The organism is Xanthomonas citri pv. citri (genome assembly GCF_000961215.1).
GTDB lineage: Bacteria > Pseudomonadota > Gammaproteobacteria > Xanthomonadales > Xanthomonadaceae > Xanthomonas > Xanthomonas cissicola.
The window spans coordinates 2,971,589-2,990,413 of record NZ_CP008998.1 but is presented as its reverse complement, the minus strand read 5'-3'; the positions used below and the strand labels follow the sequence as shown (position 1 = coordinate 2,990,413).

Sequence of the window (18,825 nt, the reverse complement as noted above, 5' to 3'; positions counted from 1 at the left end):
ATGAAACACCTGCGTCCCGTCGCCATCGGTCTACTCGCCGCCGCCTTGTTCACCGCCTGCAAGCCGGCGCCGCCCGCAGCGGAGCCGGCGGCGTCGCCTGGCTCCGCCTCAACCGGCGAGCAGGCTGCCAAGGCCTTCGATGCGCTGCTGGACAAGCAGTGGCAGTACCAGCTGCAGCACAACCCGGAGTTCGCCAGCATCATCGGCGACAAGCGCTACAACGACCGCTGGAGCGATTACTCGCTGGCGGCCGTGCAAGCAGAGCGCGCCGCAACGGCCGACCTGCTCAAGCAGTTCGAAGCGGTGGATGCCAAGACGCTGGACGAGCAACGCCAGCTCAGCCTGCAGATGATGCTGGGCCAGTTGCGCGACAAACTGGAAGGCATCGACCTGAAGACCTATGCAATGCCGCTGGAACCGATCGGCGGCATACAGTTGGCGTTGGCCGGGTACGGCGATGCCTTTCCGTTCGAAAACGCCAAGGATTACCAGGACTACATCAAGCGGCTACAGACGATTCCGACGGTGATCGACCAGGTGATCGCGGTGTCGCGTCAGGGCGCGAAGGACGGCCTCACCCAGCCGCGTTATCTGCTGGAGCGCTTACCCGAGCAGATCGACAAGATTGCGGCCTTGACCGGCGAGCAGAGCCCGTTCGCCTCGCCATTGAAAAAGCTCGACGCCGCCGTACCCGCCGACCAGCGCGATGTGCTGGGCAAACAGCTGCTCGCAGCGATCGACCAACAGGTACGCCCGGCTTACGGAAAGCTGGCCGCGTTCGTCCGCGACGAATACGCCGCGCAGGGACGCGCGCAGGAAGGCGTCTGGTCGCTGCCCGATGGCGAGCGCCGTTATCGCTATGCCATCCATACCCAGACCACCACCGACATGGCGCCGGAAGAAATCCACCAGATCGGCCTGAAGGAGGTGGCGCGCATCGAAGGCGAGATGACGCAGATCGCCAAGGCGCAGGGTTTTGCCGATCTGGCGAGCTTCCGCAAGGCCGTGGAGACCGACAAGCGGCACTTCGCCACCTCGGGCGAGCAGATCCTGCAGCAGTACCGCCAATACATCGCAGCGATGGAACCGGAGCTGCCGAAGTTGTTCGGCCATCTGCCCAAGACCCCGCTGGAAGTGCAGGCGATGCCGGCGTTCCGGCGTACCGCACCGGGCGCCGAATACTGGCAGAGCAATCCGGAAGGCACCAAGCCGGCGATCGTGAAGGTCAACACCAGCGACTTCGCCAGCCGCACGTTGATCAATATCGAAACCACCGCCTATCACGAAGGCGTGCCCGGGCATCACCTGCAGATTTCGCTTGCGCAGACATTGCCGTTGCCGCCGTTCCGCCAGCAGGCCGGCTACAACGCCTATATCGAAGGTTGGGCGCTGTATGCCGAGCGCCTGGGCAAGGAGATCGGTTTCTTCAAGGATCCGTATAACGACTATGGGCGCCTGTCCGGCGAATTGCTGCGCGCCAACCGGTTGGTGCTCGACACCGGCGTGCACTACAAGCACTGGAATCGCCAGCAGATGGTGGATTTCTTCCACGCACATCCATCCGACGACGAGCCCAGCATCCAGTCCGAAACCGATCGCTACATCGTGTGGCCGGGCCAGGCGCTGGGGTACAAGCTCGGCCAGCTGCAGATCCTGGCGTTGCGTGCCGAAGCCGAGAAAGAACTCGGTGAGCGCTTCGACGTGCGCGCCTTCCACGATGCGGTGCTGGGCGGCGGCGCGATGCCGCTGGCACTGTTGCAGCAACGTGTGCGGCAGTGGATTACGCAGGCCAAGGCGGCGCCGGAGGCACACCCATGAGCACCACCAGCGCGTTACGCGCGAGCACATTGACTCTGTTGATTGCCGCCAGCCTGGGCGGCTTGGCCTTGCCCGTGCACGCAGCCGAGGCTGCGGCTGCGGCCACGCAGAATACCGCAGCGGCACGCTTCAAGGCCTTGTACACGCGCGAGTGGCGCTGGCGCCAGGCGCAGGCGTCGGGCGCGGTGGATGAAGACAACCAGGCCACGCAGGAGCAACAGGCCGACCATCTGCCCAAGGTCGATGTCGCGACGCAGAACCAGCGCACGGCGTATTGGCAACAGGTGTTGAAGGAACTGGATGCCATCCCGCAGGCGCAGTTGTCGGCCGAAGATCAGGTGAGCTACCAGGTGTACCGGCAACAGTTGCAGGTGTTGCTGGACCAGCAGCATTTTCGCGCCTGGGAGATGCCGTTCAACAGCGACTCGGCGTTCTGGAGCGATCTGGGCTTCAGCGCCGAGGCCACGCTGCGCACGCGCGAGGATTACCAGCGTTATCTCAAGATGCTGGCCGACATCCCGCGCTATTTCGCCGAGCACACCGACAATATGCGCGCCGGGCTGGCACGCGGTTTCACCCAGCCGCGGGTCACGATGACCGGGCGCGACCAATCCATCGCCGATGTGGCGCAGGCCAAAGGCGAGGCCAACCCGTTCTACGCGCCGTTCAAGCAGATGCCGGCGACGCTGCCGGCCGATGTGCAGGCGCAACTGCGCCAGCAGGCAGTCAAGGCCATCGATACACTGGTGGTGCCGGCATACGCCAAGCTGCTGGATTTCATCCGCAACGAGTACCAGCCGCGCGCACGCACCACGCTGGCCGGCGAAGCGTTGCCGGACGGGCAGGCGTATTACCGTGCGCAGATTCGCGAGTTCACCACGCTGGACCTGAGCCCCGATCAGATCCATCAGATCGGCCTGCAGGAGGTGGCCAAGCTGCGCACGCAGATGGACCAGACCATCGTGGCCAGCGGCTTCAAGCCGCCGGCCGGGCAGGCCGTGTTCCCGGCGTTTCTGCACTTCCTGCGTACCGATCCGCAGTTCTATGCCAAGACGCCGGAAGAGTTGCTCAAGCAGGCGGCGTGGATCGCCAAGCGCGTGGACGCCAAGGTGGGCGATTACATCGGCCGGCTGCCGCGCCGTCGCTTCGCGATCGAACCGGTGCCACCGGAGCTGGCGCCGTTCTACACCGGCGGTCGCGGTGGGCCGGGCATCTATCTGGTCAACACCTACAACCTGCCGTCGCGGCCGTTGTACAACCTGACCGCGCTGACCTTGCACGAATCCTCGCCCGGTCACGCACTGCAGATGCCGCTCGCGGCAGAAGCGCAAGGCTTGCCGGAGTTCCGCCGTTACGGCTTCATCTCCGCCTACGGTGAAGGTTGGGCGCTGTATTCGGAGTATCTGGGTCAGGAGATGGGCATGTACGACACGCCCTATGACCGTTTCGGCTACCTGACCTACCAGATGTGGCGCGCCTGCCGCCTGGTGATCGATACCGGCATCCACCACAAGGGCTGGACGCGCGAGCAGGCGCAGGCCTACCTGCGCGACAATACTGCGCTCAGCGAGCACGAAGTCACCACCGAGGTAGACCGCTATATCGCCTGGCCGGGGCAGGCGCTGTCGTACTACCTGGGCGAGCTGAAAATACTGGAGCTACGCCGCAAGGCAGAAGCCGCGCTGGGCGAAAAGTTCGACCTGCGCAACTTCCACGATGCGGTGCTGCAGACCGGCTCGGTGCCTTTGCCGGTGCTGGAAGCGCGCATCGACCGCTTCATCGCCGATGGCGGCGTGTCGCCGTACCCACAGGATGACCAGGCAGAGGCATCGGCAGAGGCGAAGGCCTCCGCCAGCGACTGACACGTGCGCGCACGTGATGGCTTTAAGAGCAGTACCGCGCTTTCCACATTTCGGGGCGACGTATGACCACACACGCTGCGACCACGCAAGGCAAGTTCCACAAGCGCCTCAGCCTGACCGACCTGACCTTTATCGGGCTGGGTTCGATCTTCGGTTCCGGGTGGTTGTTTTCGGCCAGCCACGTCTCATCGATCGCGGGGCCGGCCGGCATCGTGTCGTGGATCCTCGGTGGGATCGCGGTGCTGCTGCTTGGGCTGGTGTATTGCGAACTCGGCGCGGCATTGCCGCGCGCCGGCGGGGTGGTGCGCTACCCGGAATATTCGCATGGCGCCTTGCTCGGTTCGCTGACCGGCTTCATCACCTTGATCGCGTTCTCCAGCCTGATCGCGATCGAAGTGGAAGCGGCGCGGCAATACGCAGCGGCGTGGTTCCCGTGGTTGAGCCAGCCGAACAGCACCCATCCCAGCGTCGTGGGTTGGCTGGTGCAGCTGGCCTTGCTGGTGCTGTTCTTCGTACTCAACTATTTCAGCGTCAAGACCTTTGCGCTGGCCAATAACATCGTCAGCATCTTCAAGTTCCTGGTGCCGATCCTGGTGATCGTGCTGCTGATGCAGCACTTCGATGCCGGCAATCTGAGCGTGCATGGGTTCGCGCCATCGGGCATGGCGGGCGTGGAGGCGGCGATCTCGGCCGGCGGCATCATCTTCGCGTATCTGGGGTTGACCCCGATCGTGTCGGTGGCCAGTGAGGTGCGCGACCTGCAGCGCAATATTCCAATTGCGCTGATCCTGTCGGTGGCGCTGTCCACGGCGATTTACGTGCTGCTGCAGCTGGCGTTCCTGGGCAGCATCCCGGCCGCGCAACTCGCGCAAGGCTGGGCGGGCATCGACAAGGCCTTCTCGCTGCCGTACCACGACATCGCCCTGGCCTTGGGCATGGCGTGGCTGGCCGCGCTGGTGATCTGCGATGCGATGGTGTCGCCCAGCGGCACCGGCAACATCTACATGAATGCCACGCCGCGCGTGGTGTATGGCTGGGCACGCAGTGGCGGGTTCTTGCCGGTGCTGACGCGGGTGGATCCGGCGTCGGGCATCCCGCGTCCGGCACTGTGGTTGAGCCTGGGCTTGTCGATCTTCTGGACGCTGCCGTTTCCCTCCTGGGAAACGCTGATCGGCGTGGTGTCGGCCGCCTTGGTGCTGAGCTATGCGGTGGCGCCGATCACGGTGGCGGCTCTGCGCCGCAGCGCGCCGGACTTGCCGCGCCCATTTTTCGTGCGTGGCCTGCCGGTATTTGGGCCGCTGTCGTTCATGGTGGCGGCGTTGATCGTGTACTGGTCCACCTGGCCGACCTTGTCGTGGTTGCTCGGCTTGCAGGTGCTGGCGTTCGTGCTGTACGTGCTATTGCGCCTGCCTTCGCGCCAGGGCCGCGCGCGCCTGGTGCGGCAGGTGCGCGCGTCGTTGTGGCTGATCGTGTTCTTCGTGCTGGTGATGCTGGTGTCGTGGGCGGGTACGTTCGGCGGACATGGCTGGATTGCGCATCCCTTCGATACGTTGGGCGTGGCGGTCATCGCGTTGTGCATTTATCACTGGGGCGCACGCAGCGGTTTGCGCAGCGACGAGCTTGCGCTGGAGGAGGACGATGGTGAGTGATGCGCGCCGCAGCGCATTTGGTTTACGTCGGTGGTCTGCGTTGGTCGCCTACGGATTGGTGTTGTCGGGTGCTGTGCAGGCTGCGCCCAGCGTTGCCGATTACCAACGCTCGCTGGGTTTGCGCGAGCAGTGGATCACGCTGACAGAGAATGTCGCCTGGCCGGCGCAGTGGCAGGACGACGGAAGGTTCTACTACCGCAAGACAGTGCCGGGCGGCTTTGCGTTTGTCAGTGCCGATGTGGCCACCTTGCAGAAGCAGCCGGCCTTCGATCAGGCGCGCCTGGCGCAGGGCCTGAGTGCGGCAACCGGGAAACCGTATGCGCCGCTGCGTCTGCCGTTCGAGCAGTTTTCGTTTTCAACCGAGGGCGAACGCAGCGATGGCGCCATTGTCTTCGCACTGGACGATGCGCCCTGGCGTTGCACGCTGACCACCTACCGCTGCGCGCCCGATGCACGGCTGCAGCCGACCTCACGCCCACGCGGCTTCGGCGTGGTACGCGACCCGCTGGTGCCGGCCGACACCACGCCGCGTCGTTCGCCGGATGCCAAGTGGGAGGTGCTGGCCGATGGCTGGAACCTGGTATTGCGTCATCTCGCCGATGGGCAGGTCACACGGCTCAGCAGCGACGGCCGTGCCGATGATTATTTCGATCCGGAGAGCGTTGCCTGGTCGCCGGACTCGCGGCAGCTGGCGGTGTATCGCGTGCGTCCGGGGCTGGCTCGCCGTATCACCCGCGTCGAAGCCGCGCCTGCCGGCGGTGGGCAACCGGTGGTGCATACCCAGTTGTATCCCAAGCCGGGCGATGCGGTGGATGTGGAGCGCCCGGTACTGTTTGCGCTGGACGGCACGCGTCGCGACGTGGACACGGCGTTGTTCGACAACCCGTATTCGTTGTCGCCGCTGCAGTGGCGCAGCGACGGGCGCAGTGTCGCGTTCGAGTATGTGCAGCGCGGCTTCCAGCGCATGCGCGTGATTGCGGTGGATGCAATCAGTGGGCGCGCGCGCGTGGCAGTCGGCGAAGACGCGCGCACCTTCGTGTATGCCGACCGCAGCTTTCGCCACGACGTGGATGGGCGTGGCGATGAGGTGCTGTGGATTTCCGAGCGAGATGGCTGGCGGCACCTGTATCTGTTCGATGGACGCAGCGGCAAGGTGAAACGCCAGCTCACCCGCGGGCCGTGGGTGGTGCGCGATGTGCTGCGCGTGGACGATGCGCAGCGCCGCATCTGGTTCACGGCCAGCGGGATGGACGCAGGCAAGGACCCGTACGACAGGCAGCTCTACAGCGTGGATTTCGACGGCCGCCGGTTGACCCGCTTGACCCACGCCGAGGCCGACCACGACGTGGCGATTGCCGACGATGGCCTGCATTACGTCGACGTCTATTCGCGTCCAGACCTGCCGCCGGTGATGGAGCTGCGCGCCATCGATGGCCAACTGCTGCATACCGTGGAGCGTGGCACGATCGACAGGCTGCAGGCCGCCGGCTGGCGCGCGCCGGAGACCTTCGTAGCCAAGGGCCGCGATGGCACCAGCGACATCTGGGGCATGGTGGTGCGACCGCGCGACTACGACCCGCGCAAGACCTATCCGGTGATCGAAAACATCTATGCCGGGCCGCACGATTCCTTCGTGCCCAAGACGTTCTGGCCGTTCGGTTATCACTCCGGCGGCGACAAGCAGATCGGCATGCAGGCGCAGGCCGATCTGGGTTTCATCGTGGTGATGATCGACGGCATGGGGACCGCCAACCGCTCCAAGGCGTTTCATGATGTCGCGTGGAAAGACCTGGGCGATTCCGGGTTTGCCGACCGCATTGCATGGCATCGTGCGCTGGCCGCCAAAGACCCGTCTTACGACATCAGTCGCGTCGGCATCTATGGTGCCTCGGCGGGGGGGCAGAGCACGCTGGGGGCGCTCGAGCGTCATCCGGAGTTCTACAAGGTGGGCGTTGCGTTTGCCGGGTGCTACGACAACCGCATGGACAAGATCAGCTGGAATGAGCAGTGGATGGGCTGGCCGGTGGATGCGCACTATGCAGAGGCGTCTGGCGTGGTCAATGCACGCAAGCTGCAGGGCGACCTGCTGCTGATCGTCGGCGAGCAGGACAGCAATGTGGATCCGGCGTCCACCGCACAGGTCGTCGATGCCCTGATCAGGGCCGGCAAGGAGTTCGACCTGCTCAATGTGCCGGGTGGCGAACATTCGGTTGGCCGCTCCAGCGGGCCGATCGATTACGTGCAACGTCGCCAGTACGACTTCTTCGTGCGCCACCTGCGCAACGAACCCACGCCGCCCTGGAATTCCCTGCCGTCGGAGGCGCAATGATGCGTTTGTCTGCTCGATTCAAGGCACAGCGGCGCAGCCGGGGGGCGGGTCTGCTGTGGTCGCTGGCGTTGCTGGCTGGTAGCACACCGCTGCTTGCGGCCGCCGACGAACTGCCGCGCTTCGTCACCAAGGATGGCCGCCATGCGGTGTTTGTCGATGGTGCGCCGTACACCATCTTGGCCGCACAGTTGCACAACTCCAGCGCATGGCCGGCGGTATTGCCCCAGGCATTGGACGACGTGGTGGCCCTGCATGCCAACACGGTGGAGGCGCCCGTGTATTGGGAGCAGTTCGAGCCGGAACAGGGCCGCTTCGACACCACCAATGTGGACGCGCTGATTGCCGGCGCCCGCAAGCGCGGCCTGCGCGTGGCCTTGCTCTGGTTCGGCAGCTGGAAGAACGGCCAGATGCATTACGTGCCGGAATGGATCAAGCGCGATGAGGCGACCTACCCGCGCATGCGCGATGCCAACGGTGAGCCGGTGGATGTGTTGTCGCCCCATGTGGCCGCAAACATGCAGGCCGATGCGCGTGCGTTCACCGCGTTGATGCAGCACCTGCGCAAGGTGGATGGCGATCGCCATACCGTGATTCTGGTGCAGGTGGAAAACGAGCCAGGCGCGATCGGTACCGTGCGCGATCACGGCCCCGCAGGGGAGGCGGCGTTCGCGCAACCGGTGCCGCCCCAGATTGCGCGCGCACTGGGTAAACCGCAGGGCAGCTGGCAGCAACTGTTCGGCGCCGAAGCTGCCGAAGCGTTCAACGCATATGCAACCGCTGCGTATATCGAACAGGTGGCTGCCGCCGGCAAGCGTGCGTATCGGCTGCCGCTCTACGTCAACACCTGGCTGCGCTACAAGGGCAAGCGCTATCCGGGCATGGACTACCCGTCCGGCGGTGCGACAGTGAACGTATTCGCGCTGTGGCGCGCGGCCACGCCGTCGATCGATTTCATTGGTACCGACATCTACACCAGCGACTACAACGAATACACCAAGGTCATCGGCCAATACGCGCGGCCCGACAACCCGGCCTGGGTCTCGGAAACCGGCTTCGAAGCTGCCACTGCGCCGTATCTGTTCCATGTGCTGGGGCAGGGTGGGATCGGCTTTTCGGTGTTCGGCATGGATGGCAACCAGGACAGCCAGGCCAACCGCGACGCGATCGCTGCGCACGCCGCCAACTTCAAGCTGCTCGCGCCGATGCAGCGGATTCTGGCGCAGGCCGCCTTTGACGGCCGGCTGCAGGCGGTGGCCGAGCAGCCCGGCGCGCCGCAGCGGACGCTACGCTTCGGCGAGTGGCAGGCCAAGGTGTCGTTTGGTGCGCCCATGTGGGGCGATGCGCCGCCCATTCTGCCCGGCAACGACGACCACGCCGGCCGGCTGCTCGTGGCCCAACTGGGGCCGGAGGAGTTTCTGGTGACCGGTATGGCTGCACGCATTGAATTTTTCCGCGAGGCGGCCGATACCCGTCGTGGACAACTGTTGCGGGTGGAGCAGGGGCGGTATGTCGACGGGCGCTGGCAGATGGAAAAGCAGCTCAACGGCGACCAGACCGACTACGGCCTCAACTTCGGGCGTGTGGATGCAAACGGCAAGGTGCCTGTGGTGTTGCGGGTGCGGGTGGGTACTTACTGAGCCTTGCTGATCGTGTCCTTGCCGCCTTCGGCCTGTTGTCTGCAATGAGTTGAGCCTTGTTCGAATCCACTCGCCGCCACGCCGGAGCCATCATGAGCATCAGCAGTATCGCCAGTTCCGGAATGCAGGTCGCCGCGCTGCGCCAACAGGTGGCGGCCAGCAATGTAGCCCGCCAGCCGGTGGACGGCAGCCCGCGTCAGTCTGTCGCGGCCGCTACCCAGGCCAACGGCGGCGTGGCGGCCCGCGTGGTGAATGCCAGCCCCGATCCATCTGCGCCGGCCACCGATCTGGTCGAAGGTCTATCGGCACGCAACGAGTTCCAGGCAAATGCCAATGTGTTGCGGCGCTCCGACCAGATGCTGGGGAGCTTGTTGGACGTGTCGACCTGAGCGGTTCGGCCTACACGACGACGGTCTTCGACCTGTTGCATCGGGTGCAAGGCGTGTCTGGCGAGCGATCGGTGCACCGCGCCGTCCACGCTGCGGGTTTGCTGCAGGGTCCTTGCCTGCCCACCATCGCAGGACACGCTGCAAGTACGTCCATCTAAGCTCCTTGGCGGCATCCATGCCGCCAAGGGACCCGCGAGGGTGGGCGGGCAAGGACCAATCGAGATGGTCGGTGCGCATGGTTCGGCAAAGCAACCGGCAGAGGGCTTTGCCCTTTCCTTCGCTTTCGCCAAAACCACCATCCAACGGTTGGGTGCGGTGTCCTCGCCGATTGCGGGACCGTTGGCGGCATGGATGCCGCCATCGAGCCCCAGTGATGGATTCACGGCGCGTCCCGCGAGCTGGCGAGGGCGCCGCGCACTCGAAGTGTCGCGTTTTTTACAATGCAGACACGAAGAGGGCATCACGTACTCCCTAACCAGGCTTCGACCTGGCGCGTCGTGCCGTAATCGCTTTACCCTCGGCCGTCAGTGCCCGTCATCGCCCAACACCTGCGCCGCGTCCACGATATCCACGCCCTGCAGTTGTCCTAGCCAGTGATCGAACCAGGGTTTGTGCATGGCGCCGACCACCGCTAGCACCCGTGCACCGGGCTGCTCGGCAAAGCTGGCACGCACGTTCGATACCATGCGCAGATGATGGTGGGCTTGTAAGCGGCCAAGCGGTCCATCAGCGGTTGCAACCGTGCTGCACCGATGTCACTGCCCTTGGGCAACTGCGACAGATGCACGCTGCCAAGAACGAGTACCTGCGTGCGTGGCGCGGCCATCTCTGCATCCAACCGCGACAGGTCCACTTGCGCCTGCGCGATGCAGGGCGTGAGCAGCAGCAACGCCGACCACAACACGCACTACGCAGCACGGCGCGCGCGCACGGCGAGACTGCGGAAGGCGCACCGGCAGTGTCGACGCGTTCTGGTTCGTGCAGGACTGGAACCTGCATGACGCTCCTTGTGGAATGTTTCCATCCGCGCCGCCGTAAGCGCATCCTTGCGGCGGTAGACGTGCGGCGAGTGTGAGCGAGACTGCAGGCATCGGGCCTGGCCTGAAAGTCATGCGTCAAATGGCAGGGGCGTTGGCGAATGCGCACGCCAATGCGCTCGCTTGATGCAGATGTCTCAGGCACAGCGCCTGGCATACCCACACGCAATGCACCTATGCCAAGCGAGCGTGCAATGGAGTAGCGCCCTACCGGCTTGCACATCGGTTTCCAAGTCGTCCAACGTGTCGCGACGGACGCTCGCACCGGGCGCTCTGCTCAGTTGTGCCGCAATGCCTCAGCCAAGCGCGCACCGTCGGGCACGCCCAACCCGGTATTGGCGTCCCAGCCGGTGGCTGCGCGGAAGCCAGCGTTATCGCCGGCAACGATGTCGCGGAATGCCTCCGGGTGGCCGTACAGGCGCGGCAACACGAAGTGGGGTTGCATGCGGTTTGCGCCGTAGATGCGTGCCAGCAAGGCCGCCCATAACGGTGCGGCAGCGCTGGTGCCGCCCATCACGGCGGGCTGCCCGTTGATCGACAGGTAGTAGCCGGTCTGCGCATCGGCGTTGGCCGCCACATCGGGGACGCCGCGCATGCGCAGTTGGCGTGACTGGTGCTGTGCATCGGTGAGGCGCAGATTGTTCTGCCAGGCAGGACGTGCAAAGAACCTGCTTTCTCCGCCGCCGCCGCTCGCCCAGGCCTGTTCGTTGGCGCTGTCCGCCGTTACCTGGAGCCGAGTGCCGCCGCAGGCGAGCACGAACGGACTGGATGCGGGAAAGCAGACATTCAATCCTGGCTGCCCGTCACTGGCGCCATCGTCGCCAGCGGCAATGCACACGGTGATGCCCATCAACGCAGCGGCCCGAAACGCACAGTCGTAGGCCTGGCGCGATTGCGGCGTCCATTGCGATTCGGTGAAACCCCAGCTGATGGCGATGATGCCAGGTGAGTGCTCTGCATCGTGGATGGCGGCATTGATCGCTTCCAGAAAACCGTTGTCGGTGTTGGGCGCGAAATACATCACCAGTTTCGCGCCCGGCGCGATTGCCCCGGCGATCTGGATATCCATCTGCGCTTCGACATCGGCATCTGCATTGCCGCGGCTGACGGCGTTGGTTGCCCCGGGCAACAGCACATCGACCAGTGTCGGCATGGGGACGCGTAGCTGCGCAAAATAGGCGGTCATCTGGTCGCGTGCATAGCCGCCGCCCAGCACGATGATGCCGATGCATTGACCGTGCCCGTCATGCTCGGGAAAGCCGTAGAGCTGCGCCAGCTGCGGCGGCGTGTATTGCATGATCGGACCATCCCGACTGTCGGCCGGTGCAGTGGGCTGTATCGCAGGCGGCAAGGATGCGCTCGCCTCGGGCGCGCTGGGCAGGGTCTGAGCCTGCGGGCGGGCGTCCAGCCCGAGCACGGCGGTGACGATGCCGCCCAGGGCCTGTGGAATCGATACCGGGCCGGTGCGTCCGCGATAGCGCATCGCACCATCGATATAGTCGCGCAAGCTGACCTGGAATGCGGCCTCGCACTGCTGCACGGTGCCCTCCAGGATCACGCTGCCGCTGTCTGCGTGCGCGTGCTCGATCCTCAAGCCATAACTGGCAGCAAAGTCGGCAACGGCCTGCAGATCTGCCGCACCGGCGGCGAAGCGTTCGCTGAACTCCGCACGCGTGAACGCAACCGGCAGCGTATTGGGCTGCAATTGCAGCAGCGCATCGGCAGCGGCATTCAATGCCGGCATCCGCACCGCGAGCAGGACGCGCAGGCGTTCGTCCTGCGGCGGTTGTCCGGCCTCGATGGTGGAGGGAGCGGTACGGCGCTCACTGCCGGCCAGGATCGTGTGCATGCTGGGGAGAACTCCATCGAAGTGGGTGAGTCAAAGTGGGTTGGTACAGATCCAAATCCAGCCGTCGCGTGCTGCGCGACCCACCGCGATACGCACGGCTGCCAGCGGCACGGCAGTGTGCATTCTAATGCCATGCGCGGGTTGTCTGTGTAGCGGGGTACCGCGTGCGATGGACGGCAATACGAAGCGCGCACGCATCGATTGGTGGGCTCTTGGTCAATGGCACGCAACGGCAAGCGCTTGCAGCAAGATCAGCATCGCCCGCGCGCGCCTCAGATCCTGCGACAGCGCGCCGCGTGGTTGATCGTGCTGACGGCCTGACGCAGCCAGGGCGACGGCGCGTACGACGGCAGGCAGTCACTGCCCCGTCGAGATGTGCAGATTTCCGCACGGGTGTCTGACCGCTGTCACAAGACGTCGTGCATGAACGCGCGCACGATGGGCCACGATCATTCGAGGGAGCAACGATGGACCGTAGAACCTTTCTGCGTCAGGGCATGGCGGCCACCGCGGCGGTCGGTGCAGGTGCCGCGCTGGCAACGCCGGCCGCGGCGTCGGCTGCGAGCACGCTGCCGGCGCCGACACTGCCCCGCCTGGAACCGCTGCCTTCGGCCGCGCATGTCGGTAGCACGCTGTGCAGCTTCACCCACCTGCAGCAGCATTGGACCGTCTACGAACATCTGGACGATGCGCAAGGCCAGCTCACGTTGTGGAGCGACAGCGGCATGCTGCGGCTGGACAAGCGCACCGAGCCGGTCTATCCGGCCGCGGGCACGCCGTACTTCGGGCTGCCGCTGGCGCAGGTGGCCATGGCCGAAGCCGACCTGCTGGCCGACCGCCTGCTGCGCGACGGCGACCCGGACGAGGCGCAGGTGCGCGACGTGGCGCCGCCGGCGGCCTCCTTGCTCGACCCCAAGGACAATGGCGGGCGCTGGCCGTGGACCACCTTTGTCGGAACACGCGAAAGCCTGGACACCATGCCCATCCTGCCCAACGGCCGCAGCCGCACCTCGCGGCCGGAGCACGCGTTCAGGGAGTTGGGCGAAGAGGCGCTGATCAAACGCCGCGAAGAAGGCATGCTCGGCGGCTGGATGCCCGCGGTGCGCAAGGTGATGCGCCGCGAGGGCGAGCCCGACAGCTGGTACGACGTACTGGTGTTTGCCGACGTGCGGGCACGCGATCGCTTTGTGGTGCAAACCTGGCACCGCACGATGCAGGTCAAGGCCGGCGCCGTCGTCGCGGTGCACTACACCCACAGCTACCCCGAATTTGCGCCCTCCCGCAGCGCCGCCACCGCCGAACAGTTCTACGCGGCACTGATCGATTTCGCTGCGTATTGGCAGCAGGCGCTGGACGGCACCGTGCAGGCGCAGTTTCCCGATGCCAGTTGGAACGACATGGTGCAGTTCGCGTTCGCGCGCGAGCTGGTGGTGCGCCCCGGCGGCGATTACCCGAAGTATGGCGCGGTGGAACGCGACTACTACGGCAACGAATACGACGGTTTCCAGGACACGTTTACCAGCTCGTTCTACGCCAACCTGGAGTGGGGACGTTTTGCACAAGCTGCGGCGGTGCTCGACAACTACTTCGACGCGTTCGTGCAGGACGATGGCCTGCCGAACATGCGCGGGCCGGAAGTCGGGCAGTTCGGGCTCACCTTGTCGTTGCTGGCGCGGTATCTGCGCTACACCGGCGATGCGCCACGGCTGCGCCGCGTGCTGCCCAAGATCGTCGCCACCGCGCAGGTGTTGTGCGCGTTGCACGACCAGGCGCTGGCACTGCCGCGCACGGCGCATGGCCATGGGTTGCTGCACGGCTGGAACGAATCCGATGCCTGCCTGTTTCCCGATCCTTCGCTATGGTGGAAACCGTATTACGCCAACAGCGCGCTGACCATCCGCGGCTGGGAAGATATCGCACAGGTGTGGAGCACGCTCGGTGGCGATGCGGGCCAGGCCACGCAATGGCAACGCCGCGCCACGCAACTGCGTGCGCGACTGGAAGCCAGCCTGCGTACCAACGTGCGTCGCGACCTCTCGCCGCCATACGTGGGCCCGTTGCCCGGCACCACATTGACCTTTCGCCAATCGTTGCTGCAGGAAAAGCCCAGCGAACAGCAATGGCCGCACCGTGCATATGCCGAACTGCTGCAGGCCGATGTGTTGCCGCACGACCTGGCCCACTTGGTGATCGATTGCCTGCGTGGCCATGGCGGCACCAGCATTGGCGTGGTGGCCAACATCGCACCGCCGGAGCCGGGCAGCCGCGATCTGCTCGGTTTCATTTCCTATGGCTATGCGCAACAGTTGTTGCGGCTGGATCGCATCGAAGAATATCTGTTGTTCGTCTACGCGCATCGTTATCAGGTGCACACGCGCGGCAGTTGGACGGCTGGGGAAGTCAGCGGCATCACCGGCGGCATGCCGTTGTTCTGCATACCGGCACAGATGACCATCCCCTTGCTGCTGCGCTGGATGCTGGTCAGCGACGACAGCGCCGGCGAGCAGTTGTTTCTCGCGCGTGCGGTACCGCGCGCCTGGCTGGGCAGCGGTGCACCGGTGGGCATCAGCGCGGCCCCAACGCGATGGGGCACGGTCGCCTTGACGCTGCGCACCGACACGGTGGCGCGTTGCATCAATGCCGATGTTCAGTTGCCGGAGCGCGCGCCCGCCCGCACCTGGCTCACCCTGCGTGCACCCGCAGGCACTCGCCTGCAGCGCGTGCTGGTCGATGGCAAACCGGCGAAAGCGCAGGGGCCGCATACAGATCGCGTGGCCTTGCCGGGCGCAGCTGCACTGGTGAAGGTGCAGGCGTGGTACGCCTGACAACGGCGCCGCGATGATCGAGCGCCGCCGTTGCTGCAGTGTTGCCGGACATCGCGCACCGCAGTGCCGCCTTGCTGTTCGCATGCAGGTGCTGTGGTCGATCACGGAGACCAGGGCACATCGGATGATCGTGCCGATATGCTGCTGCTTGGGCAATGCAGGCATGCCCGAATGCAGGCGCAAGCACGCAATTTTCCGCACGCGTCCCGACTAAATTCGTCAAGACGGCGCAGTGGGGTTACCGCAAGATTTTTTTAACGTAACGCGTGTGTCAAGCCATGCGCTCTCAGCGGAGAGCGGTGTCGTTGCAGTCGCCTTCCTTGCATGCGTAGAGACCTGCCGTTGAGACGGCGGGCCGGTGCAGTCTCCGTCGTGATCGATCCCTCCGTCTGTGCGTTGTGCCGGTGCGGCTTGGCCGTGCGCGGCCGTGCAGGAAGGTGGGCCGTACCCTGTGTCAGCACAAGGATTTCCGATGTCGTCCAGCCGCACTGCTGTTGTTCCCAAACGAGGTGTCTTGCAGACCACCAGGCTCGTCACTGCTGTGTCGTTTGCACTGGCGGTCGCCGCCGTGCCGGCCGCCGCGCAACAGCGTGGCGATGGCGCAGACGATGCCACCCAGACCTTGGATCAGGTCAACGTCACCGGCACCCATCTGCGCCGTGTCGACGCCGAAACCGCCAGCCCGGTCGTGGTGATCGACCGGCAGCGTATCGAAGACAGTGGGCAGAACACGCTGGGGCAGTTGCTGCAGCGCTTGCCGATGATGGCCGGCTTCCAGGCCGGGCCTGCACTCAATTCCGGTTTCAGTCACGGCCGCGCGCTGGTGTCGCTACGCAATCTCGGGCCAGAGCGCACGTTGGTGCTGGTCAACGGCCATCGCATGGCAGGGCCTGCCAGCAGCGTGGCGTCGGCGCCCGGCGTGGACGTCAATGCAATCCCCGCAGCGATGGTGGAGCGCGTGGAAGTGCTCACCGACGGTGCGTCGTCGGTGTACGGCTCCGATGCGATCGGCGGGGTGGTCAATGTCATCCTCAAGGACAGATACGACGGATTCGCCGCCACCGTGGACTACGCGCAGAGCACCCATGGCGATGCCAATCGACGCACGCTCGGGCTGGAATGGGGCAAGACCTGGGACCGCGGCGGGCTGATCCTGGGGCTCAGCCGCAATTCGATGAACCCGGTGTTCAATCGCGACCGCAGTTACGCCGCCAAGGCGGTGGAATATCTCGATGGGCAGGTCAGCGAGATTCGCGGCGGCAATACGCGCGCCTTCCTGACCGATGGGCGCCGGGTGACCCCGGTCGATGGCGTGCGGCCCGGGCCGGTGGGCCAGGACGCATTCCGCCCGTATCAACCGGCCACAGACAGCTATAACGTCTACGATGCGCAGTACCTGATCACTCCGATCAAACGCACCAATGCCTCGCTGCACGGCAGTTTCGACTTCACTCCCGGCGTGCAGGGCTACATGGACGTGTTCTGGACCCGCAGCAAGACCATCTCGCGGCTGGATGCGTACGCCATGGAGATGCAGGACGCAGTGGACAACTACTACAACCCGTTCGGCGATGCGCTGGACCGTTACCTGTTGCGCTCCACTCAGGCCAATACGCGCGTCTACACCTCCACCATGTTCCAGACCAATGTCGTGGCCGGCTTGCGCGGGCGCGTGGACGGCAGCAGTTGGCAATGGGATGCGGCGGCCGGCTATGCACGCTACAAGGACACCTTGGTGCGCACCGGTTTTTCGATCACCTCGGCGTTGAATAACGCGGTAGGCGCTTCGTTCCTGGACAGCGATGGGGTGGTGAAGTGCGGCGCGCCGGGCGCCGTGATCGCCGGCTGCACGCCGATCAATATCTTCAACCCCAACGACCCGGCCACCATCGCCGCATTGCGAGACACGCAGCGACCGGTGGACCTGATCGACGAAAGCCAGATGCGCTTTGTCGATATCAGCGCCAATGGCGATCTGTTCAAACTGCCGGCCGGAATGGTGCAGGCAGCCGTCGGCCTGGTGTATCGCACCAACAAGTTCGCGCAGGGGACGACCAGCGATGTGGCCGCTGCCGATGCCGATGGCAATTGCGACTACAACGATGGCTGCATCCTCAAGCAGGGGCGCGAGGAGTCGGTCAGGGAAGCCTATGCGGAATTGCTGGTGCCGCTGTTGAGGGATGCGCCGTTCGCCAATGTGTTGAACCTGAATCTGGGCTCGCGCTATTCCAACTACGACGCCTGGGGCAATACCACCAACAGCAAGGTTGCGATCGAATGGCGGCCGATCGCGAATCTATTGGTGCGTGCCACCGGCTCGCAGGTGTTCCGGGCGCCGGCGTTGGGTGATTTGTATGGCTCGCCCTACAACAGCGTGGTCGACAACACGGGCGACTTCGAGGACCCGTGCACGGGCTTTACCGGCGCGCCGAATCCGGCCTGCGCAAACGTGCCCAACGATGGCAGCTACACCAACACCGCGCAGTTCAACGTGGTGACCTCCGGCGCCAATAACGTGGGCTTCAAGCTCAAGCCCGAGCGTGGCCGCTCTTACAATGTGGGGCTGGTCTACGACCCGGATCGGGTGCGCGGGCTATCGCTCAACGTGGACAGCTGGCGAGTCGTGCTGGACGACATGCTGACCGGTGTCGGCTTGCAGCAGGTCGTCAGCGATTGCTTCGACGGCAGCGAAGCCGCGTTCTGCCCGCTGATTCAACGCGATGCCAACGGACAGCTGACGCGGGTGTCGGTGCCGTTCGCATACAACAGCGGCAAGGTCGATATTCGCGGCTACGACGCTGGCATTCACTACACGCTGGCCGACACCGCCTGGGGCACGTTTGCGATGGGACTGGATGCAACGTTCTTCTCCAGCTATCGCTTTGCGGGCGATCCGCATAACTACGTCGGCGAAAATTCCAGCTGGGGCAACATGCCGCGCTGGCGCGCCGTGGCCAATCTGGCCTGGGACAACGGCCCGTGGCATGCGAGCTGGAACACCCGCTATCTGGGCCGCACCGTCAACGGTAGCCAGTACGAAGATTTTTGCGCGGACACCAATGCCGACGGCAGTTGCGCGTATTTCCGGATTGGCTCGGTGGTGTACCACGACGCCTCGTTGAGCCGGAAGATCGCATCGCTGCATAGCACGCTGGCGGTGGGCATCGACAATCTTGGCGACCGCAAGCCGCCACGGTTCTATAGCTACTCCAATGCTGCCAATACCGAAGCGAGCACCTACGACACGCTCGGGCGCTATGTCTGGAGCCGGCTGCGAGTGGAGTTTTAGAGCGGCAAAAAAGACAGCAAGCAGGTGTCGGGCGGAGTAGACAGCGCACTTGGAACGCAGTGGACGCGCGGCACGTGCCGCACCGAGCAAGGGGGCGCCTGCCTTGCAGAGCGCTTTAGTTGCGCTGCATGGCCTGCGTCA

The 18,825-nt window shown here is 64.9% G+C and carries 10 protein-coding genes and 1 pseudogene; 8 read left to right on the top strand and 3 right to left on the bottom strand.

Annotation, left to right across the window (positions count from 1 at the left end):
* The 6 genes from AMD14_RS13395 to AMD14_RS13370 all read left to right on the top strand — a co-directional run bounded on the left by AMD14_RS13395 (nt 1) and on the right by AMD14_RS13370 (nt 9,684).
* Nucleotides 1–1,818 (top strand): DUF885 domain-containing protein, encoded by a 1,818-nt coding sequence (locus tag AMD14_RS13395; RefSeq protein ID WP_015472149.1) that lies wholly within the window; start codon nt 1–3, stop codon nt 1,816–1,818.
* Complete coding sequence (locus tag AMD14_RS13390; protein WP_015463352.1) at nt 1,815–3,680, top strand: DUF885 domain-containing protein; 1,866 nt, start codon at nt 1,815–1,817, stop codon at nt 3,678–3,680. Before AMD14_RS13395 ends, AMD14_RS13390 begins: the two co-directional genes overlap by 4 nt.
* 62 nt (nt 3,681–3,742) lie before the next feature.
* Nucleotides 3,743–5,329, top strand: coding sequence for an APC family permease (locus AMD14_RS13385; RefSeq protein WP_011051664.1), 1,587 nt, complete (start codon nt 3,743–3,745; stop codon nt 5,327–5,329).
* Entirely contained in the window at nt 5,319–7,658 is a 2,340-nt protein-coding gene (locus tag AMD14_RS13380) for a S9 family peptidase (RefSeq protein ID WP_011051663.1), read from the top strand. The genes AMD14_RS13385 and AMD14_RS13380 overlap by 11 nt, the downstream gene beginning before the upstream one ends.
* Nucleotides 7,658–9,295, top strand: a complete 1,638-nt coding sequence (locus AMD14_RS13375) for a DUF5597 domain-containing protein (protein ID WP_011051662.1) — start codon at nt 7,658–7,660, stop codon at nt 9,293–9,295. The genes AMD14_RS13380 and AMD14_RS13375 overlap by 1 nt, the downstream gene beginning before the upstream one ends.
* Before the next feature lie 92 nt (nt 9,296–9,387).
* Nucleotides 9,388–9,684, top strand: a complete 297-nt coding sequence (locus AMD14_RS13370; RefSeq protein WP_011051661.1) for a flagellar basal body rod protein FlgC — start codon at nt 9,388–9,390, stop codon at nt 9,682–9,684.
* A 524-nt stretch (nt 9,685–10,208) separates the two neighbouring features.
* Here AMD14_RS13370 and AMD14_RS25705 read toward each other — a convergent pair.
* The 3 genes and pseudogenes from AMD14_RS25705 to AMD14_RS13360 all read right to left on the bottom strand — a co-directional run bounded on the left by AMD14_RS25705 (nt 10,209) and on the right by AMD14_RS13360 (nt 12,570).
* The gene (locus tag AMD14_RS25705; protein ID WP_015472145.1) at nt 10,209–10,370 is read right to left on the bottom strand and encodes a hypothetical protein; all 162 of its coding nucleotides are present in this window, start codon (nt 10,368–10,370) and stop codon (nt 10,209–10,211) included.
* A 5-nt stretch (nt 10,371–10,375) separates the two neighbouring features.
* Nucleotides 10,376–10,588, bottom strand: a pseudogene (locus AMD14_RS25700) (hypothetical protein); the annotation flags it as partial.
* 410 nt (nt 10,589–10,998) lie between these two features.
* Entirely contained in the window at nt 10,999–12,570 is a 1,572-nt protein-coding gene (locus tag AMD14_RS13360; RefSeq protein ID WP_011051659.1) for a S53 family peptidase, read from the bottom strand.
* A gap of 467 nt (nt 12,571–13,037) precedes the next feature.
* Here AMD14_RS13360 and AMD14_RS13355 point away from each other — a divergent pair, with 467 nt between their 5' ends.
* Together AMD14_RS13355 and AMD14_RS13350 are read left to right on the top strand one after the other, a co-directional pair.
* Nucleotides 13,038–15,395: a glucosidase family protein gene (locus AMD14_RS13355; RefSeq protein ID WP_011051658.1), complete on the top strand. Its 2,358-nt coding sequence runs from the start codon at nt 13,038–13,040 to the stop codon at nt 15,393–15,395.
* Between the two features lie 472 nt (nt 15,396–15,867).
* Nucleotides 15,868–18,684 (top strand): TonB-dependent receptor plug domain-containing protein, encoded by a 2,817-nt coding sequence (locus AMD14_RS13350; RefSeq protein ID WP_011051657.1) that lies wholly within the window; start codon nt 15,868–15,870, stop codon nt 18,682–18,684.
* The last annotated feature ends 141 nt before the right edge of the window (nt 18,685–18,825 follow it).

Excerpts from the sequence above, each read along its gene's own strand:
- AMD14_RS13395 (WP_015472149.1), top strand. The coding sequence starts at position 1 with ATGAAACACCTGCGTCCCGTCGCCATCGGTCTACTCGCCGCCGCCTTG.
- AMD14_RS13390 (WP_015463352.1), top strand. The coding sequence starts at position 1,815 with ATGAGCACCACCAGCGCGTTACGCGCGAGCACATTGACTCTGTTGATT.
- AMD14_RS13385 (WP_011051664.1), top strand. The coding sequence starts at position 3,743 with ATGACCACACACGCTGCGACCACGCAAGGCAAGTTCCACAAGCGCCTC.
- AMD14_RS13380 (WP_011051663.1), top strand. The coding sequence starts at position 5,319 with ATGGTGAGTGATGCGCGCCGCAGCGCATTTGGTTTACGTCGGTGGTCT.
- AMD14_RS13375 (WP_011051662.1), top strand. The coding sequence starts at position 7,658 with ATGCGTTTGTCTGCTCGATTCAAGGCACAGCGGCGCAGCCGGGGGGCG.
- AMD14_RS13370 (WP_011051661.1), top strand. The coding sequence starts at position 9,388 with ATGAGCATCAGCAGTATCGCCAGTTCCGGAATGCAGGTCGCCGCGCTG.
- AMD14_RS25705 (WP_015472145.1), bottom strand. The coding sequence starts at position 10,370 with ATGGTATCGAACGTGCGTGCCAGCTTTGCCGAGCAGCCCGGTGCACGG.
- AMD14_RS13360 (WP_011051659.1), bottom strand. The coding sequence starts at position 12,570 with ATGCACACGATCCTGGCCGGCAGTGAGCGCCGTACCGCTCCCTCCACC.
- AMD14_RS13355 (WP_011051658.1), top strand. The coding sequence starts at position 13,038 with ATGGACCGTAGAACCTTTCTGCGTCAGGGCATGGCGGCCACCGCGGCG.
- AMD14_RS13350 (WP_011051657.1), top strand. The coding sequence starts at position 15,868 with ATGTCGTCCAGCCGCACTGCTGTTGTTCCCAAACGAGGTGTCTTGCAG.